18 protein-coding genes are annotated in these 19,235 nt (G+C 60.1%); 8 read left to right on the top strand and 10 right to left on the bottom strand.

The window, feature by feature from the left end; all coding sequences use genetic code 11:
• Positions 1–147: 147 nt before the first annotated feature.
• The 5 genes from ACS3WB_RS02150 to ACS3WB_RS02130 all read left to right on the top strand — a co-directional run bounded on the left by ACS3WB_RS02150 (position 148) and on the right by ACS3WB_RS02130 (position 4,811).
• Positions 148–1,368, top strand: coding sequence for an amino acid ABC transporter substrate-binding protein (locus ACS3WB_RS02150; protein WP_438273910.1), 1,221 nt, complete (start codon positions 148–150; stop codon positions 1,366–1,368).
• A 176-nt stretch (positions 1,369–1,544) separates the two neighbouring features.
• Entirely contained in the window at positions 1,545–2,408 is an 864-nt protein-coding gene (locus ACS3WB_RS02145; RefSeq protein WP_438273909.1) for a branched-chain amino acid ABC transporter permease, read from the top strand.
• Positions 2,405–3,352 (top strand): branched-chain amino acid ABC transporter permease, encoded by a 948-nt coding sequence (locus ACS3WB_RS02140; RefSeq protein WP_438273908.1) that lies wholly within the window; start codon positions 2,405–2,407, stop codon positions 3,350–3,352. The genes ACS3WB_RS02145 and ACS3WB_RS02140 overlap by 4 nt, the downstream gene beginning before the upstream one ends.
• A complete protein-coding gene (locus ACS3WB_RS02135) occupies positions 3,349–4,083 on the top strand; it encodes an ABC transporter ATP-binding protein (protein WP_438273907.1) in 735 nt (244 codons plus the stop codon). The genes ACS3WB_RS02140 and ACS3WB_RS02135 overlap by 4 nt, the downstream gene beginning before the upstream one ends.
• On the top strand, positions 4,080–4,811 hold the full coding sequence (locus ACS3WB_RS02130) for an ABC transporter ATP-binding protein (protein WP_438273906.1): 732 nt from the start codon (positions 4,080–4,082) through the stop codon (positions 4,809–4,811). Before ACS3WB_RS02135 ends, ACS3WB_RS02130 begins: the two co-directional genes overlap by 4 nt.
• A 112-nt stretch (positions 4,812–4,923) precedes the next feature.
• Here ACS3WB_RS02130 and dusA read toward each other — a convergent pair whose 3' ends face one another.
• Entirely contained in the window at positions 4,924–5,955 is a 1,032-nt protein-coding gene (gene dusA, locus ACS3WB_RS02125) for a tRNA dihydrouridine(20/20a) synthase DusA (RefSeq protein WP_438273905.1), read from the bottom strand.
• Between the two features lie 639 nt (positions 5,956–6,594).
• A complete protein-coding gene (locus ACS3WB_RS02120) occupies positions 6,595–7,383 on the bottom strand; it encodes an outer membrane protein (RefSeq protein WP_438273904.1) in 789 nt (262 codons plus the stop codon).
• Positions 7,384–8,731: 1,348 nt separating this feature from the next.
• Between ACS3WB_RS02120 and ACS3WB_RS02115 the strand changes: the two genes are divergently transcribed.
• From ACS3WB_RS02115 to ACS3WB_RS02105, 3 genes are all read left to right on the top strand, one after another.
• Entirely contained in the window at positions 8,732–10,000 is a 1,269-nt protein-coding gene (locus ACS3WB_RS02115; RefSeq protein ID WP_438273903.1) for an MFS transporter, read from the top strand.
• A gap of 89 nt (positions 10,001–10,089) precedes the next feature.
• The gene (locus tag ACS3WB_RS02110; protein WP_438273902.1) at positions 10,090–11,097 is read left to right on the top strand and encodes a formylglycine-generating enzyme family protein; all 1,008 of its coding nucleotides are present in this window, start codon (positions 10,090–10,092) and stop codon (positions 11,095–11,097) included.
• A gap of 667 nt (positions 11,098–11,764) precedes the next feature.
• Positions 11,765–11,995 (top strand): hypothetical protein, encoded by a 231-nt coding sequence (locus tag ACS3WB_RS02105; RefSeq protein ID WP_438273901.1) that lies wholly within the window; start codon positions 11,765–11,767, stop codon positions 11,993–11,995.
• 780 nt (positions 11,996–12,775) lie between these two features.
• Here the strand turns inward: ACS3WB_RS02105 and ACS3WB_RS02100 are convergent.
• From ACS3WB_RS02100 to yihA, 8 genes are all read right to left on the bottom strand, one after another.
• Positions 12,776–13,018 (bottom strand): hypothetical protein, encoded by a 243-nt coding sequence (locus ACS3WB_RS02100; protein ID WP_438273900.1) that lies wholly within the window; start codon positions 13,016–13,018, stop codon positions 12,776–12,778.
• A gap of 503 nt (positions 13,019–13,521) precedes the next feature.
• Complete coding sequence (locus ACS3WB_RS02095; RefSeq protein WP_438273899.1) at positions 13,522–14,082, bottom strand: phosphorylase family protein; 561 nt, start codon at positions 14,080–14,082, stop codon at positions 13,522–13,524.
• Complete coding sequence (dapE, locus tag ACS3WB_RS02090; protein WP_438273898.1) at positions 14,079–15,248, bottom strand: succinyl-diaminopimelate desuccinylase; 1,170 nt, start codon at positions 15,246–15,248, stop codon at positions 14,079–14,081. The genes ACS3WB_RS02095 and dapE overlap by 4 nt, the downstream gene beginning before the upstream one ends.
• Positions 15,249–15,582: 334 nt before the next feature.
• Positions 15,583–16,428 (bottom strand): 2,3,4,5-tetrahydropyridine-2,6-dicarboxylate N-succinyltransferase, encoded by an 846-nt coding sequence (gene dapD / locus ACS3WB_RS02085; RefSeq protein ID WP_438273897.1) that lies wholly within the window; start codon positions 16,426–16,428, stop codon positions 15,583–15,585.
• 71 nt (positions 16,429–16,499) lie between these two features.
• Positions 16,500–17,213, bottom strand: a complete 714-nt coding sequence (locus tag ACS3WB_RS02080) for a pyrimidine 5'-nucleotidase (RefSeq protein ID WP_438273896.1) — start codon at positions 17,211–17,213, stop codon at positions 16,500–16,502.
• Entirely contained in the window at positions 17,210–18,106 is an 897-nt protein-coding gene (gene argB, locus ACS3WB_RS02075) for an acetylglutamate kinase (RefSeq protein WP_438273895.1), read from the bottom strand. Before argB ends, ACS3WB_RS02080 begins: the two co-directional genes overlap by 4 nt.
• A gap of 85 nt (positions 18,107–18,191) precedes the next feature.
• Complete coding sequence (locus ACS3WB_RS02070; protein WP_438273894.1) at positions 18,192–18,581, bottom strand: DUF423 domain-containing protein; 390 nt, start codon at positions 18,579–18,581, stop codon at positions 18,192–18,194.
• The gene (gene yihA / locus ACS3WB_RS02065) at positions 18,578–19,231 is read right to left on the bottom strand and encodes a ribosome biogenesis GTP-binding protein YihA/YsxC (protein ID WP_438273893.1); all 654 of its coding nucleotides are present in this window, start codon (positions 19,229–19,231) and stop codon (positions 18,578–18,580) included. Before yihA ends, ACS3WB_RS02070 begins: the two co-directional genes overlap by 4 nt.
• Positions 19,232–19,235: the final 4 nt, after the last annotated feature.

Raw genomic sequence — 19,235 nt, 5'->3', positions numbered from 1 at the left:
CATCATCGGAAGTTGGAACCAAAATGCTAGCGCATTGGTTGTACAGGTTTCCGGGTCATTCCCTCCGAAGCATTCCCGCCGGGCATCCGATCGCAACCAAACACAAGACCCGAAAAAACGGGCGCCGAAGATGAGGAGGTTAATCACATGCTGAAATTTTCCGGTCTGTCGGCCGCTTTAGTCGCTGCTGCCGTTGCGATAACGTCCGGCGCAATCTCACCCGCTCCGGCTCTGGCAAAGGACATTGTCCTTGGGGCGTCCGTGCAGCTCACGGGACCCGTCGCCAATACCGGACGGTATTATCGCGATGCCTACCAGCTCGCCGTCGACAAGATCAACGAGGCAGGCGGGGTCAAGGTCGGCAACGAGACATACCAGCTTGTGCTCAAGCTTTATGACAATCAGTCGGACGTGAATTTGAGCGTGCGCCAATACACCCAACTGGTTTCACGAGATAAAGTGAATTTCCTGCTCGGGCCGTTCGCAAGCAATTTCGCGCTGGCGGACTCGGCCGTGTCGGAGAAGTACCAGATTCCGATGGTCCAGGGCGGTGGCGCTTCCGACCAGATCTTCGCGCGCGGGTTCAAGTATATTTTCGGAACGCTGGCGCCCGCCAGCAACTATTTCGGTTCGACGATAGAGATGATGAAAGGGCTTAACCCGGTCCCGCAATCGGTCGCCCTGCTTTATGCCGACGATGCCTTCGACGTCTCGGTGGCGGACGGCACGCGGCCTAAATTGAAAGCGGCGGGCTTCAACATCGCCATGGACGAGCGCTACAGCACCAACGCGACGGACTTCAACTCGCTGCTCTCGCAGATCAAGAGCAAGAACGTCGATGCGGTGCTGGTAGCCGGCCACGAAACCGAAATTCTCAATTTCGTGCGGCAGGCCAAGAGCCTCGCGGTTGCCCCGAAGATGTATTCCTTCACGGTCGGCGTGCCGAGCGAGGACTTCCGCAAAGCTCTCGGCAAGGACGCCGACTACGCCTTCGGCATGGCGGCCTGGCTGCCTTCCGCCGACCTCAAGGACCGCTGGTTCGGCGACGCTGCGCAATTCGCCTCCGCCTTCAAGGCGAAGTTCAGCTATGATCCGGACTATCATGCCGCGTCCGGCGCGGCCGATGTCGAGGCATTGGTCAAAGCCATAGAAGATGCCGGCTCGATCGACCCCGCGAAGGTGCGTGACGCATTGGCGAAAGTGAAGTTCGAAAGCCTTTATGGCCAGATCGAGTTCGATAAGAACGGTCAGATCGATCTGCCGCAGACAGTCATTCAGGTCCAGGGCGACGCACTGGTGGCGATTCAGGGCGTCCACGGCAAAATTGCGCCGCCGAAATATCCGATGCCGGCCTGGAACGCCCGCTAACGGAGCGGATACGGCAAGCGCGGCCGGCTAGGCCGCGCTCCGGAGATACGAATATCAAAATGATCTCGCGATTCTGATATTCGCAAGAAGACCCGCCGAAGCGGAAATGCAATAATAGGCGGACAACTAGTAGCAAATCGCGAACGATCGCAGGCTGAACAGGGGCACGGACGACGTTGGATCTGCTCGGGCAAGTCCTCATCAACGGCATCCTTCTGGGCGGACTGTACGCCATGATGGCGCTCGGCCTCGCGCTGGTCTGGGGCGTGCTGAATATCGTCAATCTGGCGCACGGCGCATTCATCATGCTGGGCGCCTACGTGTCGTTGTATCTCTTCACTTACGCGCATATCGACCCGTTTCTCGGACTGCCGATCACCGCAGCGGTGATGTTCGCGGTCGGATATTGCGTCCAGAGGGGCATTCTGAACCTGGTCGTCCGCGCCCCGATGTTCAACACGCTGCTGATAACGTTCGGGCTGGAGGTCGTGTTGACCTATCTCGCCCAGCTCGCGTTCTCGGCAGATTTTCGCACCATCAATCCCACCTATGCGGGTGACAGCATCGTACTGGGACCGGTCGTCCTGCCGCTGGCCCGGCTGCTCGCCTTCGGCGTGGCCATAGCTCTGACAGTCGGCATGTGGCTGTTCCTGCTGCATACGAGGCTCGGACGCGCGATCCGCGCCACCGCGCAGAACCTGGTGGCGGCCCGTCTTTATGGGGTTGAGCCGCGACACCTTTACGCCGTCACCTTCGGTATCGGCATCGCGCTTGCGGGGGCGGCCGGAGGCCTTTACGGCACGGTCTCTCAGATCAATCCCTATATCGGTGCGGCATTGACCGCGAAATCATTCGCGATCTCGATCATCGGCGGGCTCGACAATCCGCTTGGCGTTATCGTCGGCGGACTGTTCCTTGGAATTCTCGAATCGCTGGCCGCGCTTTATGTCGGGCCGACCTACGCCGACGTGGCAAGCTTCGGCGTGCTGGTGCTGGTCCTGATCGTGCGGCCGACCGGCCTGCTCGGAAAAGCAGCGTGAGGGCGCTGCGCATCATACTCATCCTGGCGGCGCTCGCCGTGCTCGCGGCCGTGCCGTGGTTCGGATCCGATGTCCTGATCCAGTTCGGAATCAACGCCCTGCTGCTTGCCGTTCTGGCGCAGGGCTGGAACATCATCGGCGGTTATACCGGCTATGCGTCTTTCGGCAATTCGGTGTTCTACGGCCTCGGCAGCTACGGCGTGGGCATCGCGATGGCGCAGTGGCACTTGCCGTTCGCCGTCGGCCTGGTGTTCGGCGTGGTGCTTGCGGTCACCTTCGCCGTTCTCCTCGGGATCCCGGTTCTGCGGCTCAGAGGGCATTATTTCGCAATTGCGACGCTGGCGCTCGCTCAGGTCATGATCGCGATCGTCTCCAACGTGGAACTTGCCGGCCAGAATATCGGACTGGTCTTGCCGCCGCTCAACAACGATCGTCTCTTCTACGAGTTGTCGCTTGGGCTTCTGGTGCTGGCGACGCTGACGGTTTTCTGGCTGACACGCAGCCGCTTCGGTTTCGGTTTGATCGCGATCCGCGAAAACGAAGAAGGTGCGGAAGTGATGGGCGTCAATACGACATTATACAAGACGCTGGCGTTCGCACTGTCCGGCGTTTTCAGCGCGCTGGCGGGAGGCATTCACGCCTATTGGGTAACCTTCATCGATCCGGAAAGCGCATTCGATATCAGCCTGAACGTCAAGATGATCATCATGGCGGTATTCGGCGGACCCGGCACCGTCCTCGGACCGGTGGTCGGCGCGCTTTCGCTCTCCGCGATCTCCGAATTCCTGTCGAGCGAGGTCACGAGCGTCGCGGGCCTTTTCTTCGGTATCGTCGTCGTGGCCGCAGTCGTTCTGATGCCGCGCGGTCTGGCAGACGTGTTTCGGCGATTCCGCAAGACGGGCTGGCGCTATTTCGCTGAAAACATCCGGACGCACCGGCTATGACCCCGGCACTCGAAATCCAGGGTGTCACTCGCCGTTTCGCCGGCCTGATCGCGGTCAACGATGTCAGCTTTCTGCTGCAGCCCGGAGAAATTCTCGGAGTGATCGGCCCGAACGGAGCCGGCAAGACGACGCTCATCAGTCTGATCAGCGGAACGCTCGCGCCGACCTCCGGCGATGTTCTTTTCGAAGGGCAGTCTCTCGCCGGCATGCCGGCCTATCGTCGCGCCAGGCTCGGCATCGGACGCACCTTCCAGATCATGCGCCCGTTTCCCGGTCTGTCGGTCCTGGACAATGTCGCTGTCGGCGCCCTCTTCGGTCACGGCGGAGGTCATGCGAAACTCGCGAAAGCCCGCGAGCAGGCCCGCGCTCAACTGGATTTCGTCGGGCTCGGCAAGTTCGTCGATCAACGCGCCGACGAGTTGGGAGGCCCCGGCCGCAAGCGGCTCGAATTGGCAAAGGCCCTCGCGATGCAGCCGAAGGTTTTGCTCTGCGACGAGGTCATGGCCGGATTGAATCTGGTTGAGATCGACGAGGTGATCGCGGTGATCCGCAAGGTCCGCGATACTGGTATCAGCGTTCTCGTCATCGAGCACGTCATCAAGGCGATCAAGAGCCTGTCGGATCGGCTACTGGTCTTGCACCATGGCGAAAAGATCGCCGACGGCGAGCCCGACAGCGTGCTCGCCAATCAGACCGTCGTCGAGGCGTATCTCGGCAAGAGGCGGATATGAACGCGAAGCCGGCGGCCAGGGAGCCTCTGCTTGACGTCCGTGCGATCAGCGCGGGCTATGGCGGAATGCCGGTCCTGCACGATGTCGCCCTCACGATCTATCCGGCGGAGATCGTGGCGCTGGTCGGCAGCAACGGCGCGGGCAAAACCACGTTGCTGCGCACGCTGTCGCGCGTGCTGGCCGCAACCGGCGGCATCGTCATGAACGGCCACGACCTGATGCCGATGACCTCCGACCAGGTCTTTGCCGCCGGGCTGGTTCAGGTTCCGGAAGGCCGCCAGCTTTTCGACCGCATGAGCGTACAGGACAACCTGCTGATGGGCGCCTACAGGCGGACCGACAAGGCTGCCGTCGCGCGCGACCTCGACCGGATGTATACGATGTTTCCGCGCTTGTCGGAACGGCGGCGGCAGCTCGCGGGAAGCATGTCAGGCGGCGAGCAGCAGATGTGTGCCATGGCGCGGGGCCTGATGGCGGCGCCGGTCCTGCTGATGATCGACGAGATGAGTCTGGGATTGGCGCCCGTTATCGTCGAACAGTTGATGGACGTCCTGACCACGATTCGCGACGAAGGCGTGACGGTTCTGCTGGTCGAGCAGGATGTCAACCTGGCGCTGTCGACCGCGGATCGCGGCTACGTGATGGAGACCGGCCGCGTCGTTCATAGCGGCCCGGCCAAACAGCTCATCGACGATCCCGAAGTGCGGCGAGCCTATCTCGGGCTTTGACCGGTTGGTTTGGCCCGGAAGACCTTTACGCCTCGATCGATTTTATCGATTTCGTCCAAACCCAACCTTGCACCAGATTGAATCGGTCAGCCATAACGACACTGCCGGTCCGCTACGCGAACTCGGATTTCACGTCAGTTATCGATGCGTAATGAGTGCAAGGCTCGTCCACCAGCGCAATGGCCTCGTGCAGCACGTCGAGGCCGGCGCCATCCTTCACGCCGTTCTCGGCGAGATGGCGCCGAAACGCCCGTGCGCCGGCCACGCCATGAAAGGCGCCGACAAAATGCCGGGTGATGGAATGCAATCGCACACCATCTGCCAGTTGATCCTCGATGTAAGGCATCATGGCCTCTAACGCGCGCTTCATGGTGGTGTGCGGCGCCGCCTCACCGAACAGGTCGGGATCGACCTTCAGCAGACGCCATGGCTCCTGGTAGGCAGCGCGGCCCAGCATGACGCCGTCGACATGCGCCAGATGTTGTTTCGCTTCTGAAAGTCCGCCGATGCCGCCGTTGATGATGACGGGCAGATCGGGAAACGACGCCTTCAACCGGTAGACCCTGTCATAGTCCAATGGCGGGATATTCCTGTTGTCCTTCGGAGACAGTCCCTGCAGCCACGCCTTGCGCGCATGGACGATCAGCGCATCGGCTCCGGCGGACACGATATTACGAGCGAAAGTGTCGAGGTCGGCCTCCGAATCCTGATCGTCGATCCCGATCCGGCACTTCACGGTGACCGGTATCGATACCGCGCGTTTCATCGCGTCAACATCTTCAGCGACAAGAGCCGGCTCGGTCATCAGGCAGGCGCCGAACCGGCCGTCCTTCACCCTGTCGGACGGACAGCCGACGTTCAGATTGATTTCGTCGTAACCGAAATCCTCGCCGATGCGCGCGGCCGCCGCGAGATCCTCCGCGCGCGATCCGCCGAGCTGCAGCGCGACCGGATGTTCGACATCGCTGAACCCGAGCAAGCGTTTCCGCGCGCCGTGAATGATCGCACCGGTGGTCAGCATCTCCGTATAGAGCCGCGCGTTGCGCGTCAGCAGACGATGGAACACCCGGCAATGCCGATCGGTCCAATCCATCATCGGCGCAATGCTAAATATTGATTCGTACTTTTTTGCTGATTTTTCCATTATTGCCGGTAACTAATGACACATCCATCAACTACGGAGTCGCTATCGACATGCTGTAGTTCATGACTATTTTTCGGACGCCCCCACTCCGCTTCGCAGGGTTTTCGATTAAGGCTGCTCCACTATCGTTACCAACTCGCCGGGATGGAGAAGTAACCGTTCAAGCGTTAGAGGCGTTCGAGCAACCCTTTTTTTGAAACCTGAATTGAAAAATTTTTACGTCCCATGCGGGTCTCACCCATGGCTAGTGTGAGGAACGCTGGACATGGACTCGCTGCACCTGGCTAGTCCACTTCGCGACCATTACAGCAAAGGTGACGATCGCCCATGCGGTGAACCCGAACAGAGCCGCGGCAATCAAAGTTTTTCGCATTGGAAATTCTCTTCATGAAAAGCAGCTAACGCGCTCGAAATTGTCGGAACCGTAATCCGGATTGCACACGCGCGAAAGCGTCCCAGCGAGATTTTCTATTTCTGACTGCCAAACTCAGAATCCGCCTGATCGGTCATCACTGGATCGCCGACCGGACGAGTATTTTAATTCTTCCTTTTCTTCGCCTTCGGTTGCTTTTTAACATGGCTCCCGGCGATAGATCTCTATCCGGGACTATCCGCGTTGCGGCCCCCGGTCTCTAAATTTCAGAATCGATAATTCACTGTCGCCCTCACGACCTGTAAAGTCGGAGCGATGCGGGCCGATACAAAATCGTTAAGGTTCGTGGTGCCGTCGACTGTTGGTAATGTCACATGCCCGCTACCAAAACTGGTGAAACGATATTCGGTTCGTAGCGAAATTGCATCGGTGAGCTTGGTTTCAAGACCGGCGCCAACGAAGGCGCCAGAGATTTTCGGCACCTCGGCCACAAAGACCATCGTGGGGAATGCGCCGGACGCACTTGCGCGAAGGTTGCTGAGCCCAAGCTGGGTGTAGCCCCCCGATAGAAACACAAGCGTTCCAGGCGAGGTGAGATAACCGAAACGGGCGCCAACCGACCACTGATGATCTGCGCTAATCTCGCCGTGCGCAGCCAGCGGAATGGCGGTGACGTCGACATTGACCGACGATTTTAACTTCTGAAAATCGTAGTCGCCGAATCCGCCAACCACGAAGGCAGGCGCGACTTGATAATCATATCCTGCATTAAGCGACGCGAAATAACCGACGGCGCCCAACCCGTCGAACGTCGCCGAGATACCCGGCGAGTTTGGGTCGGAGCCCGGCAGCGCGGAAAGCTTGTTATTGAGCGAGCTAACGCCGCCGCCCAAGCCGACATAGAAGCCAGTCCAGCTGTCCACTGGCAGCGGTGGTGATATCGGTGGCCGAGCTTTTAGGAGCGGCAGGTCCGCGGCGGAGGCGACTGTGCCTGCGAGAACGACCGCGGCACAACAACCTAAGTTTACTTTTGAGAAAAAACTGGAGTGGTGCATTGGTCTCACCATGCATCTGTGAAAGTACCCTATGCATGGGTCGACATGGTTAACAGAAACCTAATTTGTTGCGTTCGTTAAAAGCCTGTATTATGATAAATTACTGTTTTTATGTGGTTTTTATGTGTTATCGGAACCGCGAAGGTTCTGGAGTGTTAGGTAACAGTTAAGTCGCGCCCAATTTTTCGGCGCTTAAAATTGCGAGCTTGGCATCACGCGAAAAAGAAAGATGGCGCAGGAAGTCGAGCGGCGGCGGAGTCGAAAATAGACAATTGCCGCACTTGCACTCGTTGCATCGACGGCTTGCGCGGTTCCCCGATAGTGTGGATTTCGTGAGTCGAACTTGGGTTTGCGTCGTGAAACAGCGCCGTTGGGGACCCTTCGGGACCGGTCGATCGCACTCGGTACAGAGCCTCCCAAATTTCCGCGGGCGAATAGCGACGATTGTTCCAATCAGTTTCTTTAAACGTTTTACCGGCCCCGGATTTCACGGAAAGCCAGGCTAGGTGGCGTCATGGCGTCCGCGTTACGGAGGCCGTGGCGCAATCAAGATAACAGGCTCACCAGTTAAGCCTTTCGAAGAGGATGAAGTCGCCTGCGAATGCTAAGCCTCTAGCGGCTGGCTAGGGACCGCTTCGACGAACGTTGAGCTTCGGGGCGAAGAGTCGGCAACGGCGAAAAGTAAAATTCGTGCCGAGAAAACCCGAGCCGGGTGGACGAACATATTGGCCGTCGAATACGAGAGCGTAGGCGCGAGCTAAAGACGTCTCAGCAAACACTCGCCAACGCGATCAGCGTCGCATTTCAGCAAGTGTGCAGCATATGAGAACGCATCAGTGCCGTTCGGCTCTTTGTAATTTCCAAGTTAGAGCGTGGTAATTTCCAAGTTAGAGCGTGCCAGTTGCGTACTTTTTTGAAGCCATAAAAAGCCCAAGCGGATTGGCGGACACTGATTGACGACACGCGGTTGCGCGGCTTTGCTATGTGTTCTCATGGTCGCTCTGGCTTTTGATCTGCAAACGCTGGCAAACGAATACATTGGCAAGCATTCGTCATCGACGGTGACACGCTCGAAATCCATAGGCAGCGCATTCGCGTGGACAGACAGGGGAACTCTTTTCGCAGTCCGCTATTGGTAAGGACAAGTCGGACTGGATGAGCAAAGAATTTTTTACGTCGGAAATTGATAGACGCCAAGGTCGCTAAAAGATACGCTGTAAAACAGTTAGCCGAGAGACTAAGGCCACTTTTCACTCGCTCGGGGGACGCGTTACTTCCACGTCAAAATGCATAAGCAGTATTAGCTTCGTGTTGATGCAAGTGCGGTCTCTTTTGGTTGGGGGCAGGCGTGAAAAATCCGGTTATCGCGGCTGACGTGACGGCGGAGCCTCAGGGCAACTCCAGAGTTTTGTGGGTATCATCCCTGGCGTTTGCGCTCGGTTTTGCGGTTTGGGGAATGTTTGCCGCGCTCGCCCCTTTTCTAATCAAGTGGTACGATTTTAGCGCGACCCAGGTGCTTGTCCTGACGGCGATGGAGCCCTTTTTCGCCGCGGCGGTCAGTATTCCGCTCGGCGTCTTGACGGACAAGTTCGGTGGCCGGAGCGTATTCACACTTCTGCTTCTGAGCATCAGCCTCCCTCTGCTTTTGGGATACTTTGCCCAAGGCTATTATGCCTTTCTGATACTGGGGACGCTGCTCGGACTAGGGGGCGCGAGCTTCGTCGTCGGCAACGCTCATGTAGCGTCCTGGTATCCCAAATCGAAGCAGGGAACAGCTCTTGGCATCTTTGGCATGGGCAATGTCGGAATCACTGTCGGCATGGTGACCGTCACTTTCCTGATTACCCGTGTCCTGAGCGGCCCGGATGGTTGGCGTCTGATATTCCCAATCTTCGCTGTTGCTACACTGTTGATGGCTCTGGTCTACTGGTTCTTTACCTCCGATCCGCCGAACAGAAAGCTCAAGAACACGTCGCTGCGTGAAATTTTCGCCGTATATCGTTCGGGGGCGGTGGTATGGCTGGTGCCATACCTTTACTGGGTCTCGTTTGGCACCCTTACCTTCTTCGCGTCGGCGATGCCGATCTATCTCCTCGACCAGTGGCATGTAGATGCCATCCGAGCCTCCATGGTGTACACTCCGCCATTGGTGATCTGCGTTGCAATCGCCCGACCTTTGGGAGGCTGGCTGTCCGATCGTTACGACACTTTTAAGATCCTTATTTGGATGTTCGGCATCATGGTCGTTCTAGCCCTGTTCATGACCATGCAGATTTCGCTGTCTGTCGAACTGTTCGCGATGTATGGGCTGGCGCTGCTGTCCGGTGCCGCAGCGGCCGCGGTGATCAAGCTGATCCCGATGTATTTCGTGCACGTCGGTGCGGTCAGCGGACTGGCCAAGGCTGCCGGCGCGGCCTGTGGCTTCACCATGACGATCATCCTGGCTACCAGCAAAGAACTTCTGGGCGGCTATACGCTCGGCTTTGCTATCTGGACGCTTATGAACGCCGCGGCACTCTACATCGTGCTTTCGCGGGTCGGCTTCAGGGATACAAAACCGCTTGCTGAACAACGGAGCAAAACTGAAGAAATACTAACGGCAAGCCCCAGCGCATGATCGATTGACGCTATTGAGCATTCTGGGCCTTCCGCTCTCGCTCTTCTTTGCTCGTAACCAGTTTCCTGCCTTGCTCACGGATGTGTTCGATGTCCTCCCCTGCTGACGTTCCGGAACTTCCCAGATGCTCGCGCGAGGATGCCCCGTTCAAACGCGAACGGCAGGACGGTGAAGGCAAACACATCAAAACGCGGCGGCAGGCGGCCTCTTTGGCGCGCGAAGTCGGTCAACGGCGGCGCGCGGTGCCCGTGCTGATATCGCTAATTGGGCTGTGTGTGCTTGGTACCGCAATCATCGCACAGGCATCCACTCAGGCAGCGGCGCAACCGCCGACGCAGGAAGAGGCGCTGAAGCCGAAAGACACCTTCAAGGACTGCGCGAATTGCCCGGAGGTCGTGGTGGTGCCAGCCGGAAGCTTCACCATGGGTTCGCCGGCAAGCGAACCGGGGCACTCTGCCGAGGAAGGCCCGCAACATATGGTCACTATTGCTCGACCATTTGCAGTCGGCCGCTTTGGAGTGACCTTCGACGAATGGGACGCTTGCGTGGCTGAGGGCGGCTGCAACGGCTACAAGCCTTCCGATGAAGGCTGGGGCCGGGGCCGTCGCCCGGTGATCAACGTATCCTGGGACGATGCCCAAGCTTACGTCACCTGGTTGTCGAAAAAGACCGGCAAGTCCTATCGTCTGCTCTCGGGCGCCGAATACGAGTATGCGATGCGCGCCGGGACACAAACGGTCTATCCGTGGGGCAACACCATCGGCACAAACAATGCCAACTGCCACGCCTGTGGCAGCCGATGGGACGCGAAGCGAACCGCGCCCGTCGGATCATTTCCGCCTAACGGGTTCGGTCTCTACGACATGGTGGGCAACGTCCGAGAGTGGACGGAGGATTGCTACCACGAGACCTACAATGGCGCACCACCCGACGGCTCGGCTTGGATCGAAGACGGCAACTGTTATCACCGTGTTGTGCGCGGCGGGTCTTTTCTCCTCGCGCCAGCTTTCCTCCGCTCGGCGAGTCGTTACTGGTTCGCGTCCGACTATCGGCTCAGGTACCTTGGTTTTCGAGTTGCTCGGGCACTTGCACCCTAGTTCTTTACCGGAGGCGTTTCGAACCGCTCGGGAAACAGAAGCTACTCCGTAAGAGGATCGAGCGCCTGCTCAAGCCGCATGCCGGTTCGCGCCACGCCCCAACGAAAACCCGCCGGCGCGGAGGGCGACGACGGGTTTGGGTATCGGGACGAGGGGGATTGCTAACCCGTCCGAACCAAATGGTACCTGCAACAGCGGGACAAATTCAGGCCAAACGTAGGCAATGCACAGCAAAAAACCCGCTGCCGGGTTCAGCGTCGGCAGCGGGTTTTTGTACGCAATACTATGGCCCTCTCGGGTTGAGACGAGGTTCTCACGATCCGATGAACAGGGAGTAAATCGGATACAAGCACTCGCCGACATGAGTCGGCATACCAGGGCGACAAACTAAAATCACAGATATCGCTCGGCTAAAGTATCAGTCGGAATACGCCAGGTTCGAATTATCCAACGCCACATTGGATGTGCTCACGTTGTCTATGACATTGTTCGCGACACAGGGGATCAGAAAAACAATCGCCCCACAGGTCATTCAAGCATTCGCCCGCTGGTGTCGAAAACGGAATGAGACAGCGTCTGTGACCGTCATCATGGAGCGTTCCGGACCGCGAGGACATGCTTCACCCTGGTGCGGAATAATTCCGCGCCTAAACAGAGGTGAATTGAGATGACACATACAATCGATAATGCAGCGATTCGCGAGCTGTCCATCGAAGAGCTCGACTCCGTAGCGGGAGCCAAGTTTAGCTGGGGCGATTTCGTCGGGGCGATAGCCTCCGGAGCCGTGACGGGCGCCGCCGGCGGTGCAGTGTCCACGGGTGGCCCCGGCGCCGTACCCGGAGCGATTGGCGGCGGTCTGCTTGGCGGCATCGGGTACTGCATCCAGTCGATCTTTTAGGTGTGCTGACGATCCAAAGCGGAACTCCCGGATCTTACGGTTCAGGAGTCCCGCTTTGGCGGAGAGTTGAACTCACTCAGCGCAAGCCAATGAACGGAGATTACAATGCAAGAACCTCAGGAGTTAACCGATAACGAACTGGATTCCGTATCCGGGGGAATTCGCAGTGATGCCCCGACAGGCGCTTCGGATGCTGCTTCCGATTTTCTGAAGTGGCTTCTGGACCGCCTTCACGTACCTACGAAGGCTGGCGGCCCTATTCGGTAGACCCGTCCTGCTTCGTAACTATGAATGCGATGCGAGGTCCTTAAATGAGGACCTCGCATCTTTATTCATCGTCTGCGATCCGCTTCTCTTCTGGCGTCGGATCGGGCTTATCAGTGATCACTTGCGGACAACGGAGGCAAGCATTCCGGCCTTCTTGACGAAACCAGCGACAGGTCGGACGAATCCTGCAAGACGGCAGGGCGTTGACGACGGGAGCCAAACCTTCGACGATTCTTTGGGCGAGCGTGCATGTATTGCCCTCGAAGTGTTTGCAACCGGTCATCGCGCAAGGCGCCGCGATCCGAAAGATTTCGGTCGGTTTTGCCGATCCTGAGAGGGCCAATAGCTTCTCAGAGACAGCCTGCGTCTCGGTCAGGTAACCTATGCGGGGTGCGTCTGAAGTGCCGGTGCGCACGCCGTAGACCCGTGCATTTTCGGCGCCCGCCTGAGCACTCGGACAGTCGAGGGTTTCCGAGGCCAGGCGGGCGCCTCCTTTTGGTGGAGCGTACGACATCAGGAGGCTTTGAGCGACGCGAGGAACGACGGCTTGACAGGTGGAGCAATGACGCCGATCGTGGCTCCGCCGATGATCGTGCCCAGACCGCCAACGTCCCGCAGCGACCCCGCCACGTTGACGAGACCGCCGACTACCGCCTCGAGCTGATCGGGCGTCAACGCGATGGGTGCTTCGAGAGCAGGATCGAACGGCTCTTTTGGCCGCCTGGTCGTCATGTCGGATAGCGAAAATTTCGGCATAGACATCTCCTTTGTGAACTAAACCGGCTCTTCAGCCAGCACGGTCATATTGGATTGCACTCCTGGGGACGTCAGTGATGCCGGTCACGGACGAGAGTCCCGCACCCACGGCGCGGCCATCGGACACGCCGCAAGACGATCCCGACATCCGCCCGCGTCGCAGAAACTTACCGGCGCAGGATCAAGCGCCTGACCGCCGCTCCATCACATCCTGACGATGCGCTTTGAGGCCGTCTCGGCCACCCGAGAGATGATCGTATCGTCGAGCCTGACGAGAGCGCCGCAACCTCTCTGTCACACTGCAAGCCGGGCCTGCATCGTCCTCGACTGAATCAAGGGCATGGAAAACCTGGCGATAGGCCCGCGATTGACACCGATCCGCCGCCTCTCAGTCTCGACCAAATCGGGACTTGATCCCGCGCATGCATTTTTGATGAAGAATGGATTTCCGGGGCAAGCCCGGCCACGACGTTTCAAAGCGCTTCTGTCAAATAAACCGCTCTTCAGGAACGAATCCGGTCCAATGTTTCCCAGAACAGGCTCTCGCCGTCCTTCACGTTGGCGGTCCAGTCCTGATGCGCGAGGTCATTGGCGTCGTCGGTTATGAATTTGAACGCGCGCCACGGCAGGCCGTGACTCCGGCAAACCTGCGCGATCGCAAACAGCTCCATGTCGACGACGTCGATCCCGTTCTCGATCAACCAGGGATCCGACGTGGTGACGAAGCTGTCGCCGGTGCCGCAGACGACTCCGGCTTGACCCGAGTTCAACTGATCGAGCTCCGGCGCGAACGGGGTGCGGCCGCGCGGCGCCAGCGGCATCGCCATCATGTCGCGCTGGACCACGCCGGACACCTCCACGAGCCCCTGTAGCGTCTCGTTGATCTTTCCAGCGGTGCCGTAATTGATCACGAGCGCCGGGCGCAGCGTCAGCAGCGCAAGCATTGTCGCGCTGGCCGCGTTGACCTTACCCACGCCGGTATAGACCACCTTGACGCGGTCGGGCGCGCGCGCCTTGTCGAGTTCTTCCTCGATGGCGGTGAGCACAAGAATTGCGCCGCTCATGCGAAATAGCGATCCAGCACGCCGCGATAGATTCGCGTCAGCTTGTCGAGATCGGCCACCGGCGTGCGCTCGTCGATCTGGTGCATGGTCTGGCCGACCAAGCCGAATTCGATCACCGGGCAATAGTCCTTGATGAAGCGCGCGTCCGACGTGCCGCCGCCGGTGTTCAGCTCAGGTCGGCGGCCGGTCACCTCCTCGATCGCCGCGACCACGAGATCGGTGAACGGGCCCGGTCTGGTCACGAATACGTCGGCATTCGAAGGCTCCCAGACGATCCGGGTCCGCATGCGATTGCCGGCGGCCCTGGCGACACGCGCCTCGATCAGCGCCCGCAGCGATTCCTGGTTGTGATGGTCGTTGAAGCGGATGTTGAACTTCGCCCGCGCCTGTCCGGGGATCACGTTCGTTGCGGGATTTCCGACGTCGACCGAGGTGAATTCCAGGTTCGACGGCTGGAACTGAGCGCTGCCCTGATCCAGCGGCTCGCTCACCAGCGCGGTGATCAGCGCAGCGACGTCCGGAATCGGATTTGCCGCGCGATGCGGATAGGCGACATGGCCCTGCACGCCGTCGACAACCAGCGTGCCGGACTGCGAGCCGCGGCGGCCGATCTTGATGCAGTCGCCAAGCTCCGTGACATTGCTGGGCTCGCCGAGTACGCAGTGGTCGAATTTTTCGCCGCGCGCCGCCGCCCATTGCATCAGCTTGACGGTGCCGTTGACGGCGACGTCTTCCTCGTCGCCAGTGATCAGGAACGAGATCGAACCCCTGCCGTCTTTGCCGAGCTTGCCGCCATGCGCCGCCAGATAGTCCAGCGCGGCGGCGACGCTGCAGGCGATACCGCCCTTCATATCCACCGCGCCGCGCCCGTAGAGAAAGCCGTCCTTGACGTCACCAGAAAACGCGCCGTGGGTCCACGCCGACTCCTCACCGGGAGGTACGACGTCGGTATGGCCGGCGAATGCGATGTGGGGACCGCTCGTGCCGATGCGGGCATAGAGATTGTCGATGTCGGCCGCGCCCGGTTCGCTGAACGTGACGCGATGCACCTCGAACCCGGCCGCCTTGAGCAGCGTCTCGAGCACGCCGAGCGCGCCGGCATCCGCGGGCGTCACCGAAGGGCAACGGACGAGATCGCGAGCAATGGAGAGAGCGTCGGCGGCCATAGGTGGTCCGTTATTGATGGAGCATGATCTCGTCCGGAAACCTGTTCCCACTTTGCGGGATCATGCTCTAGAGTCTTTCACCGTTTCATGGAAACAGTGAAAGAATCTAGGCTCTTGATTTGACGCGTTTTCTTCACGCGAACCGGTATCCACTTCGCTCGAAAACGCTATAGCGGTCCGATTCTAACATTTGCATCCCGTTGCGGCAGGAATTCTTGCAAATGTTAGAATCAAAGGACCACTAGCAACTATTAAGTTTCTAGTGGAGTTCTGAATTTGACATTCGCTCGCCGGATTTGCTGCAACGCAGGTAGCGAATGTCAAATTCACTCCATTAGTCCCGCAGCAGTTCGTTGATGCCGGTCTTGGAGCGTGTGCGTTCGTCGACGCGCTTGACGATGACCGCGCAGGCGGTGGAGGGACCGGGCTGGCCGTTCTTCAACGGCTTGCCGGGCAGCGCGCCCGGCACCACCACGGCGTATTCGGGCACTTCGCCCATGAAGACCTCGCCGGTTTCGCGGTCGACGATCTTGGTCGATGCGCCGAGGAACACGCCCATCGACAGCACCGCACCCTTGCGCACGATCACGCCCTCCGCCACTTCCGAGCGCGCGCCGATGAAGCAATCGTCCTCGATGATGACAGGTCCGGCCTGCAGCGGCTCCAGCACGCCGCCGATGCCGGCGCCGCCGGAGATGTGCACGCGCTTGCCGATCTGGGCGCAGGAGCCGACCGTGCACCACGTATCAACCATCGTGCTTTCGTCGACATAGGCGCCGAGATTGACGAACGACGGCATCAGCACCGCGTTCTTGGCGATGAAGGCGGAGCGGCGCACGATCGCGCCGGGCACGGCCCGAAAGCCGGCGTCGCGAAACCTTTTCTCGTCCCAGCCCTCGAATTTCGACGGCACCTTGTCCCACCATGCGGCCTTGCCGGGACCGCCGGGGATCGTCGTCATATCGTTGAGGCGGAACGACAGCAGCACGGCCTTCTTGAGCCACTGGTTGACGCTCCACTTGCCGTCCGCCGCGCGCTCGGCGACACGGACTTCGCCCTTGTCGAGCAAGCCGAGCGCCTGATCCACCGCCTCGCGCACCTCGCCTCGGGTCGCAGGCGTAACGGTGTCGCGGGCCTCGAAGGCGGCGTTGATGGTGGACTCAAGGGAAGCGAGGGACATCGGATTTCCTGTGGCTCTACTGCACGCGTGCAGTTGTCAACGCGCTGTTCTCTTGGACGGGAACAGGCCTGTCAAGCCGAATGGGTCGTCAGCCCTGCCAGAAACCGGGCCAGATCGTCGGTGACGTGGTCGACATGCGCCGCGCCGCGCCCCTCCATCTCCCAGTCCTCACGCACGACCTCCCGGGTGCCGTCCGGTACGACCAGAACGGTGGTCATGCCGAGTTGATGCGGGACGGCGAGGTTGCGCGCCAGATCCTCGAACATCGCCGCCTTTGCAGCATCGACGTGGTGCCGTTCGAGAAAGCGGCGATAGGTCTGCGGCGACGGCTTCGGCTCCAACTCAGCAGCGATGATGTCGAACACCGCCTCGAAGTGGTGCCCGAAGCCGAGCCGTTCCAGCACCTTGCCGGCGTGAGCGGTCGAGCCGTTGGTCAGGATCAGCTTGCGGCCCGGCAGTCTTTCGAGCGCCGCGCCCATCGTCGGATTGGCTTCGAGCAGTGAGTGATCGATCTGATGGACGTAAGCAAGATAATCGTCAGCGGAGACGCCGTGCTCCGTCATCATGCCGCGCATGCTGGTGCCGAAGCGCTTGTAGTAATCCTTCTGGATGCGTCGCGCCTCGATCGGATCGACATCGAGAAACTGTCCGATGTACTCGCCGATTCTCGCGTCGACCTGCTGCCACAGGTTGACGTGATGAGGGTACAGCGTGTTGTCGAGATCGAACACCCAGGTGTCGATGTGGCCGAAGCCGCGCTGCTGCTGGGGTCGCGCGTCGGTCACTTGTGGATCAGCGTCCCCGTGCCCTGGTCGGTGAAGAGTTCGAGCAGCACCGCATGCGGGGTCTTGCCGTCGATGATGACCACGCCGCCGACGCCCTGCTCGAGCGCGTAGATGCAGGTCTCGACCTTGGGGATCATGCCGCCTGAAATGGTCCCGTCGGCGATCAGCCTGCGCGCGTCGCTGATCGACAGATCCGGAATCAGGGTCTTCGACTTGTCGAGCACGCCGGGAACATCGGTCAGCAGCAGAAGACGCTTGGCCTTCAGCGCGCCGGCGACCGCGCCCGCGAAGATATCGGCATTGACGTTGAAGGTTTGACCGCCCTTGGAGGTGGCCAGCGGCGCCAGCACCGGGATCAGTTCGTGGCCGATCAACTGGTTCAGCAATGTCAGGTCGACGTTATCGGGTTCGCCGACGAAGCCGAGATCGACGACCTTCTCGATGTTCGAATCCGGATCGGCCATGGTCCGCGTCGCCTTCGAGGCGGTGACCATGTTGCCGTCCTTGCCGCAGAGCCCGACCGCCTTGCCGCCGGCTTCGTTGATGTAGCCGACCAGTTGCTTGTTGATCGAACCGGCCAGCACCATCTCGACGATCTCGATCGTCGCGGCGTCGGTAATGCGCAGGCCGGCGGCGAACTCCGATTTGATGCCGAGGCGTTCCAGCATGGTGGCGATCTGCGGGCCGCCGCCATGCACCACCACCGGATTTATCGCAGTCTGCTCCAGAAGCACGATATCGCGGGCGAACCGCCGGGCGACATCCTCCGAGCCCATGGCATGGCCGCCGTATTTGATGACGATGGTTTCCTCGTCATATTGCTGCATATGCGGCAGCGCCTCGGACAGGATGCGAGCCTGATCGAGCGGGCTGATTTTGGAGGCATCGGACATGAAGCGGGTCTCTTGGCCGGCGGGATGGGTCGGGTTCTAACCGATCGGCGGCATGACCGCAAAGCCGCCGGCTCGCAATCCGTCATCAGGAACGGGACGCGGCGCGCGGCCAGATGGCGGCGAGCGCGAGCAAGAACCAGCTCAGGATCATCAGCGTCCCTCCGGATGGAGCGGCCATCGGGAAAAGCCGGTGTTTGAGGAATTGCAGTACCGTCAAATCGGTGCTGAACAGGGTCGCTCCCGCGACAAAGCCGCCGGCGGCGACAAGACCGAGACGCGGGAGAATGATCTGCCGATCTACCAGAAGCACCGCCAGGATCGCGGCGGGGGCGTGAAACAGCAGCATCGAAGATGCCGACAGGACCAGGGTGCCGCCTGTCGTCACGTGGGCGGCCACCGCTCCAAGGATGACGCCGGCGGCGCCCATCAGTCCCGCCGCCAACACGACGATTCGAAACAAGCCGAACTGCGTCATCGCTGATGTTCTCCAATCAGGCGGGCCACGGCGGCCCGCAATTCCGGCATCCCCGCTCCCGTGCGCGACGAGGTGACCAGCACGTCCGGAAATGCTGCGGGATGCCTGGCGAGCAATGTCCTGGTCGCATCCGTACGCTCCGCCAATTCAGGGGCCTTCACCTCGTCGGCCTTGGTCAGCACCACCTGGTAGCTGACCGCGGACCTGTCGAGCGTGGTCAGGATGTCCTGGTCGGTATCCTTGATGCCATGGCGGGAGTCGATCAACACGTAGACGCGCGCAAGGCTGGCGCGCCCGAGCAGGAATTTGTGGATCAGCGAGGTCCACGCCGCGATCCTGGCTTTCGGCGCCGATGCAAAGCCGTAGCCGGGCATGTCGACAAGACGGACGTCGGCGCTTTTCGGCCCCTCGAAGAAAATCAGCTCCTGGGTGCGGCCGGGCGTGCGGGAGGTCCGGGCCAGCGCGCTGCGACCGGTCAGCGCGTTGATCAGGCTGGACTTGCCGACGTTGGAGCGTCCGGCGAACGCAACCTCGACGCCGGCCATGGGCGGCAGCGTTTCGATCGACGGCGAGGCCCAGATGAATTGCCAGTCGCCAGCGAACAGCTTCCGGCCCCGCTCCATCAGTTCCGCATCGGTGTCCGTTGTCATGCAA

This window comes from Nitrobacter sp. (genome assembly GCF_051535215.1).
Lineage (GTDB): Bacteria > Pseudomonadota > Alphaproteobacteria > Rhizobiales > Xanthobacteraceae > Nitrobacter.
The sequence above is the reverse complement of the archived record's forward strand: the minus strand, read 5'-3'. Positions and strand labels throughout refer to the sequence as shown.

Excerpts from the sequence above, each read along its gene's own strand:
- ACS3WB_RS02150 (WP_438273910.1), top strand. The coding sequence starts at position 148 with ATGCTGAAATTTTCCGGTCTGTCGGCCGCTTTAGTCGCTGCTGCCGTT.
- ACS3WB_RS02135 (WP_438273907.1), top strand. The coding sequence starts at position 3,349 with ATGACCCCGGCACTCGAAATCCAGGGTGTCACTCGCCGTTTCGCCGGC.
- ACS3WB_RS02130 (WP_438273906.1), top strand. The coding sequence starts at position 4,080 with ATGAACGCGAAGCCGGCGGCCAGGGAGCCTCTGCTTGACGTCCGTGCG.
- dusA (WP_438273905.1), bottom strand. The coding sequence starts at position 5,955 with ATGGAAAAATCAGCAAAAAAGTACGAATCAATATTTAGCATTGCGCCG.
- ACS3WB_RS02120 (WP_438273904.1), bottom strand. The coding sequence starts at position 7,383 with ATGCACCACTCCAGTTTTTTCTCAAAAGTAAACTTAGGTTGTTGTGCC.
- ACS3WB_RS02110 (WP_438273902.1), top strand. The coding sequence starts at position 10,090 with ATGTCCTCCCCTGCTGACGTTCCGGAACTTCCCAGATGCTCGCGCGAG.
- ACS3WB_RS02105 (WP_438273901.1), top strand. The coding sequence starts at position 11,765 with ATGACACATACAATCGATAATGCAGCGATTCGCGAGCTGTCCATCGAA.
- ACS3WB_RS02100 (WP_438273900.1), bottom strand. The coding sequence starts at position 13,018 with ATGCCGAAATTTTCGCTATCCGACATGACGACCAGGCGGCCAAAAGAG.
- ACS3WB_RS02095 (WP_438273899.1), bottom strand. The coding sequence starts at position 14,082 with ATGAGCGGCGCAATTCTTGTGCTCACCGCCATCGAGGAAGAACTCGAC.
- dapE (WP_438273898.1), bottom strand. The coding sequence starts at position 15,248 with ATGGCCGCCGACGCTCTCTCCATTGCTCGCGATCTCGTCCGTTGCCCT.
- dapD (WP_438273897.1), bottom strand. The coding sequence starts at position 16,428 with ATGTCCCTCGCTTCCCTTGAGTCCACCATCAACGCCGCCTTCGAGGCC.
- argB (WP_438273895.1), bottom strand. The coding sequence starts at position 18,106 with ATGTCCGATGCCTCCAAAATCAGCCCGCTCGATCAGGCTCGCATCCTG.
- ACS3WB_RS02070 (WP_438273894.1), bottom strand. The coding sequence starts at position 18,581 with ATGACGCAGTTCGGCTTGTTTCGAATCGTCGTGTTGGCGGCGGGACTG.
- yihA (WP_438273893.1), bottom strand. The coding sequence starts at position 19,231 with ATGACAACGGACACCGATGCGGAACTGATGGAGCGGGGCCGGAAGCTG.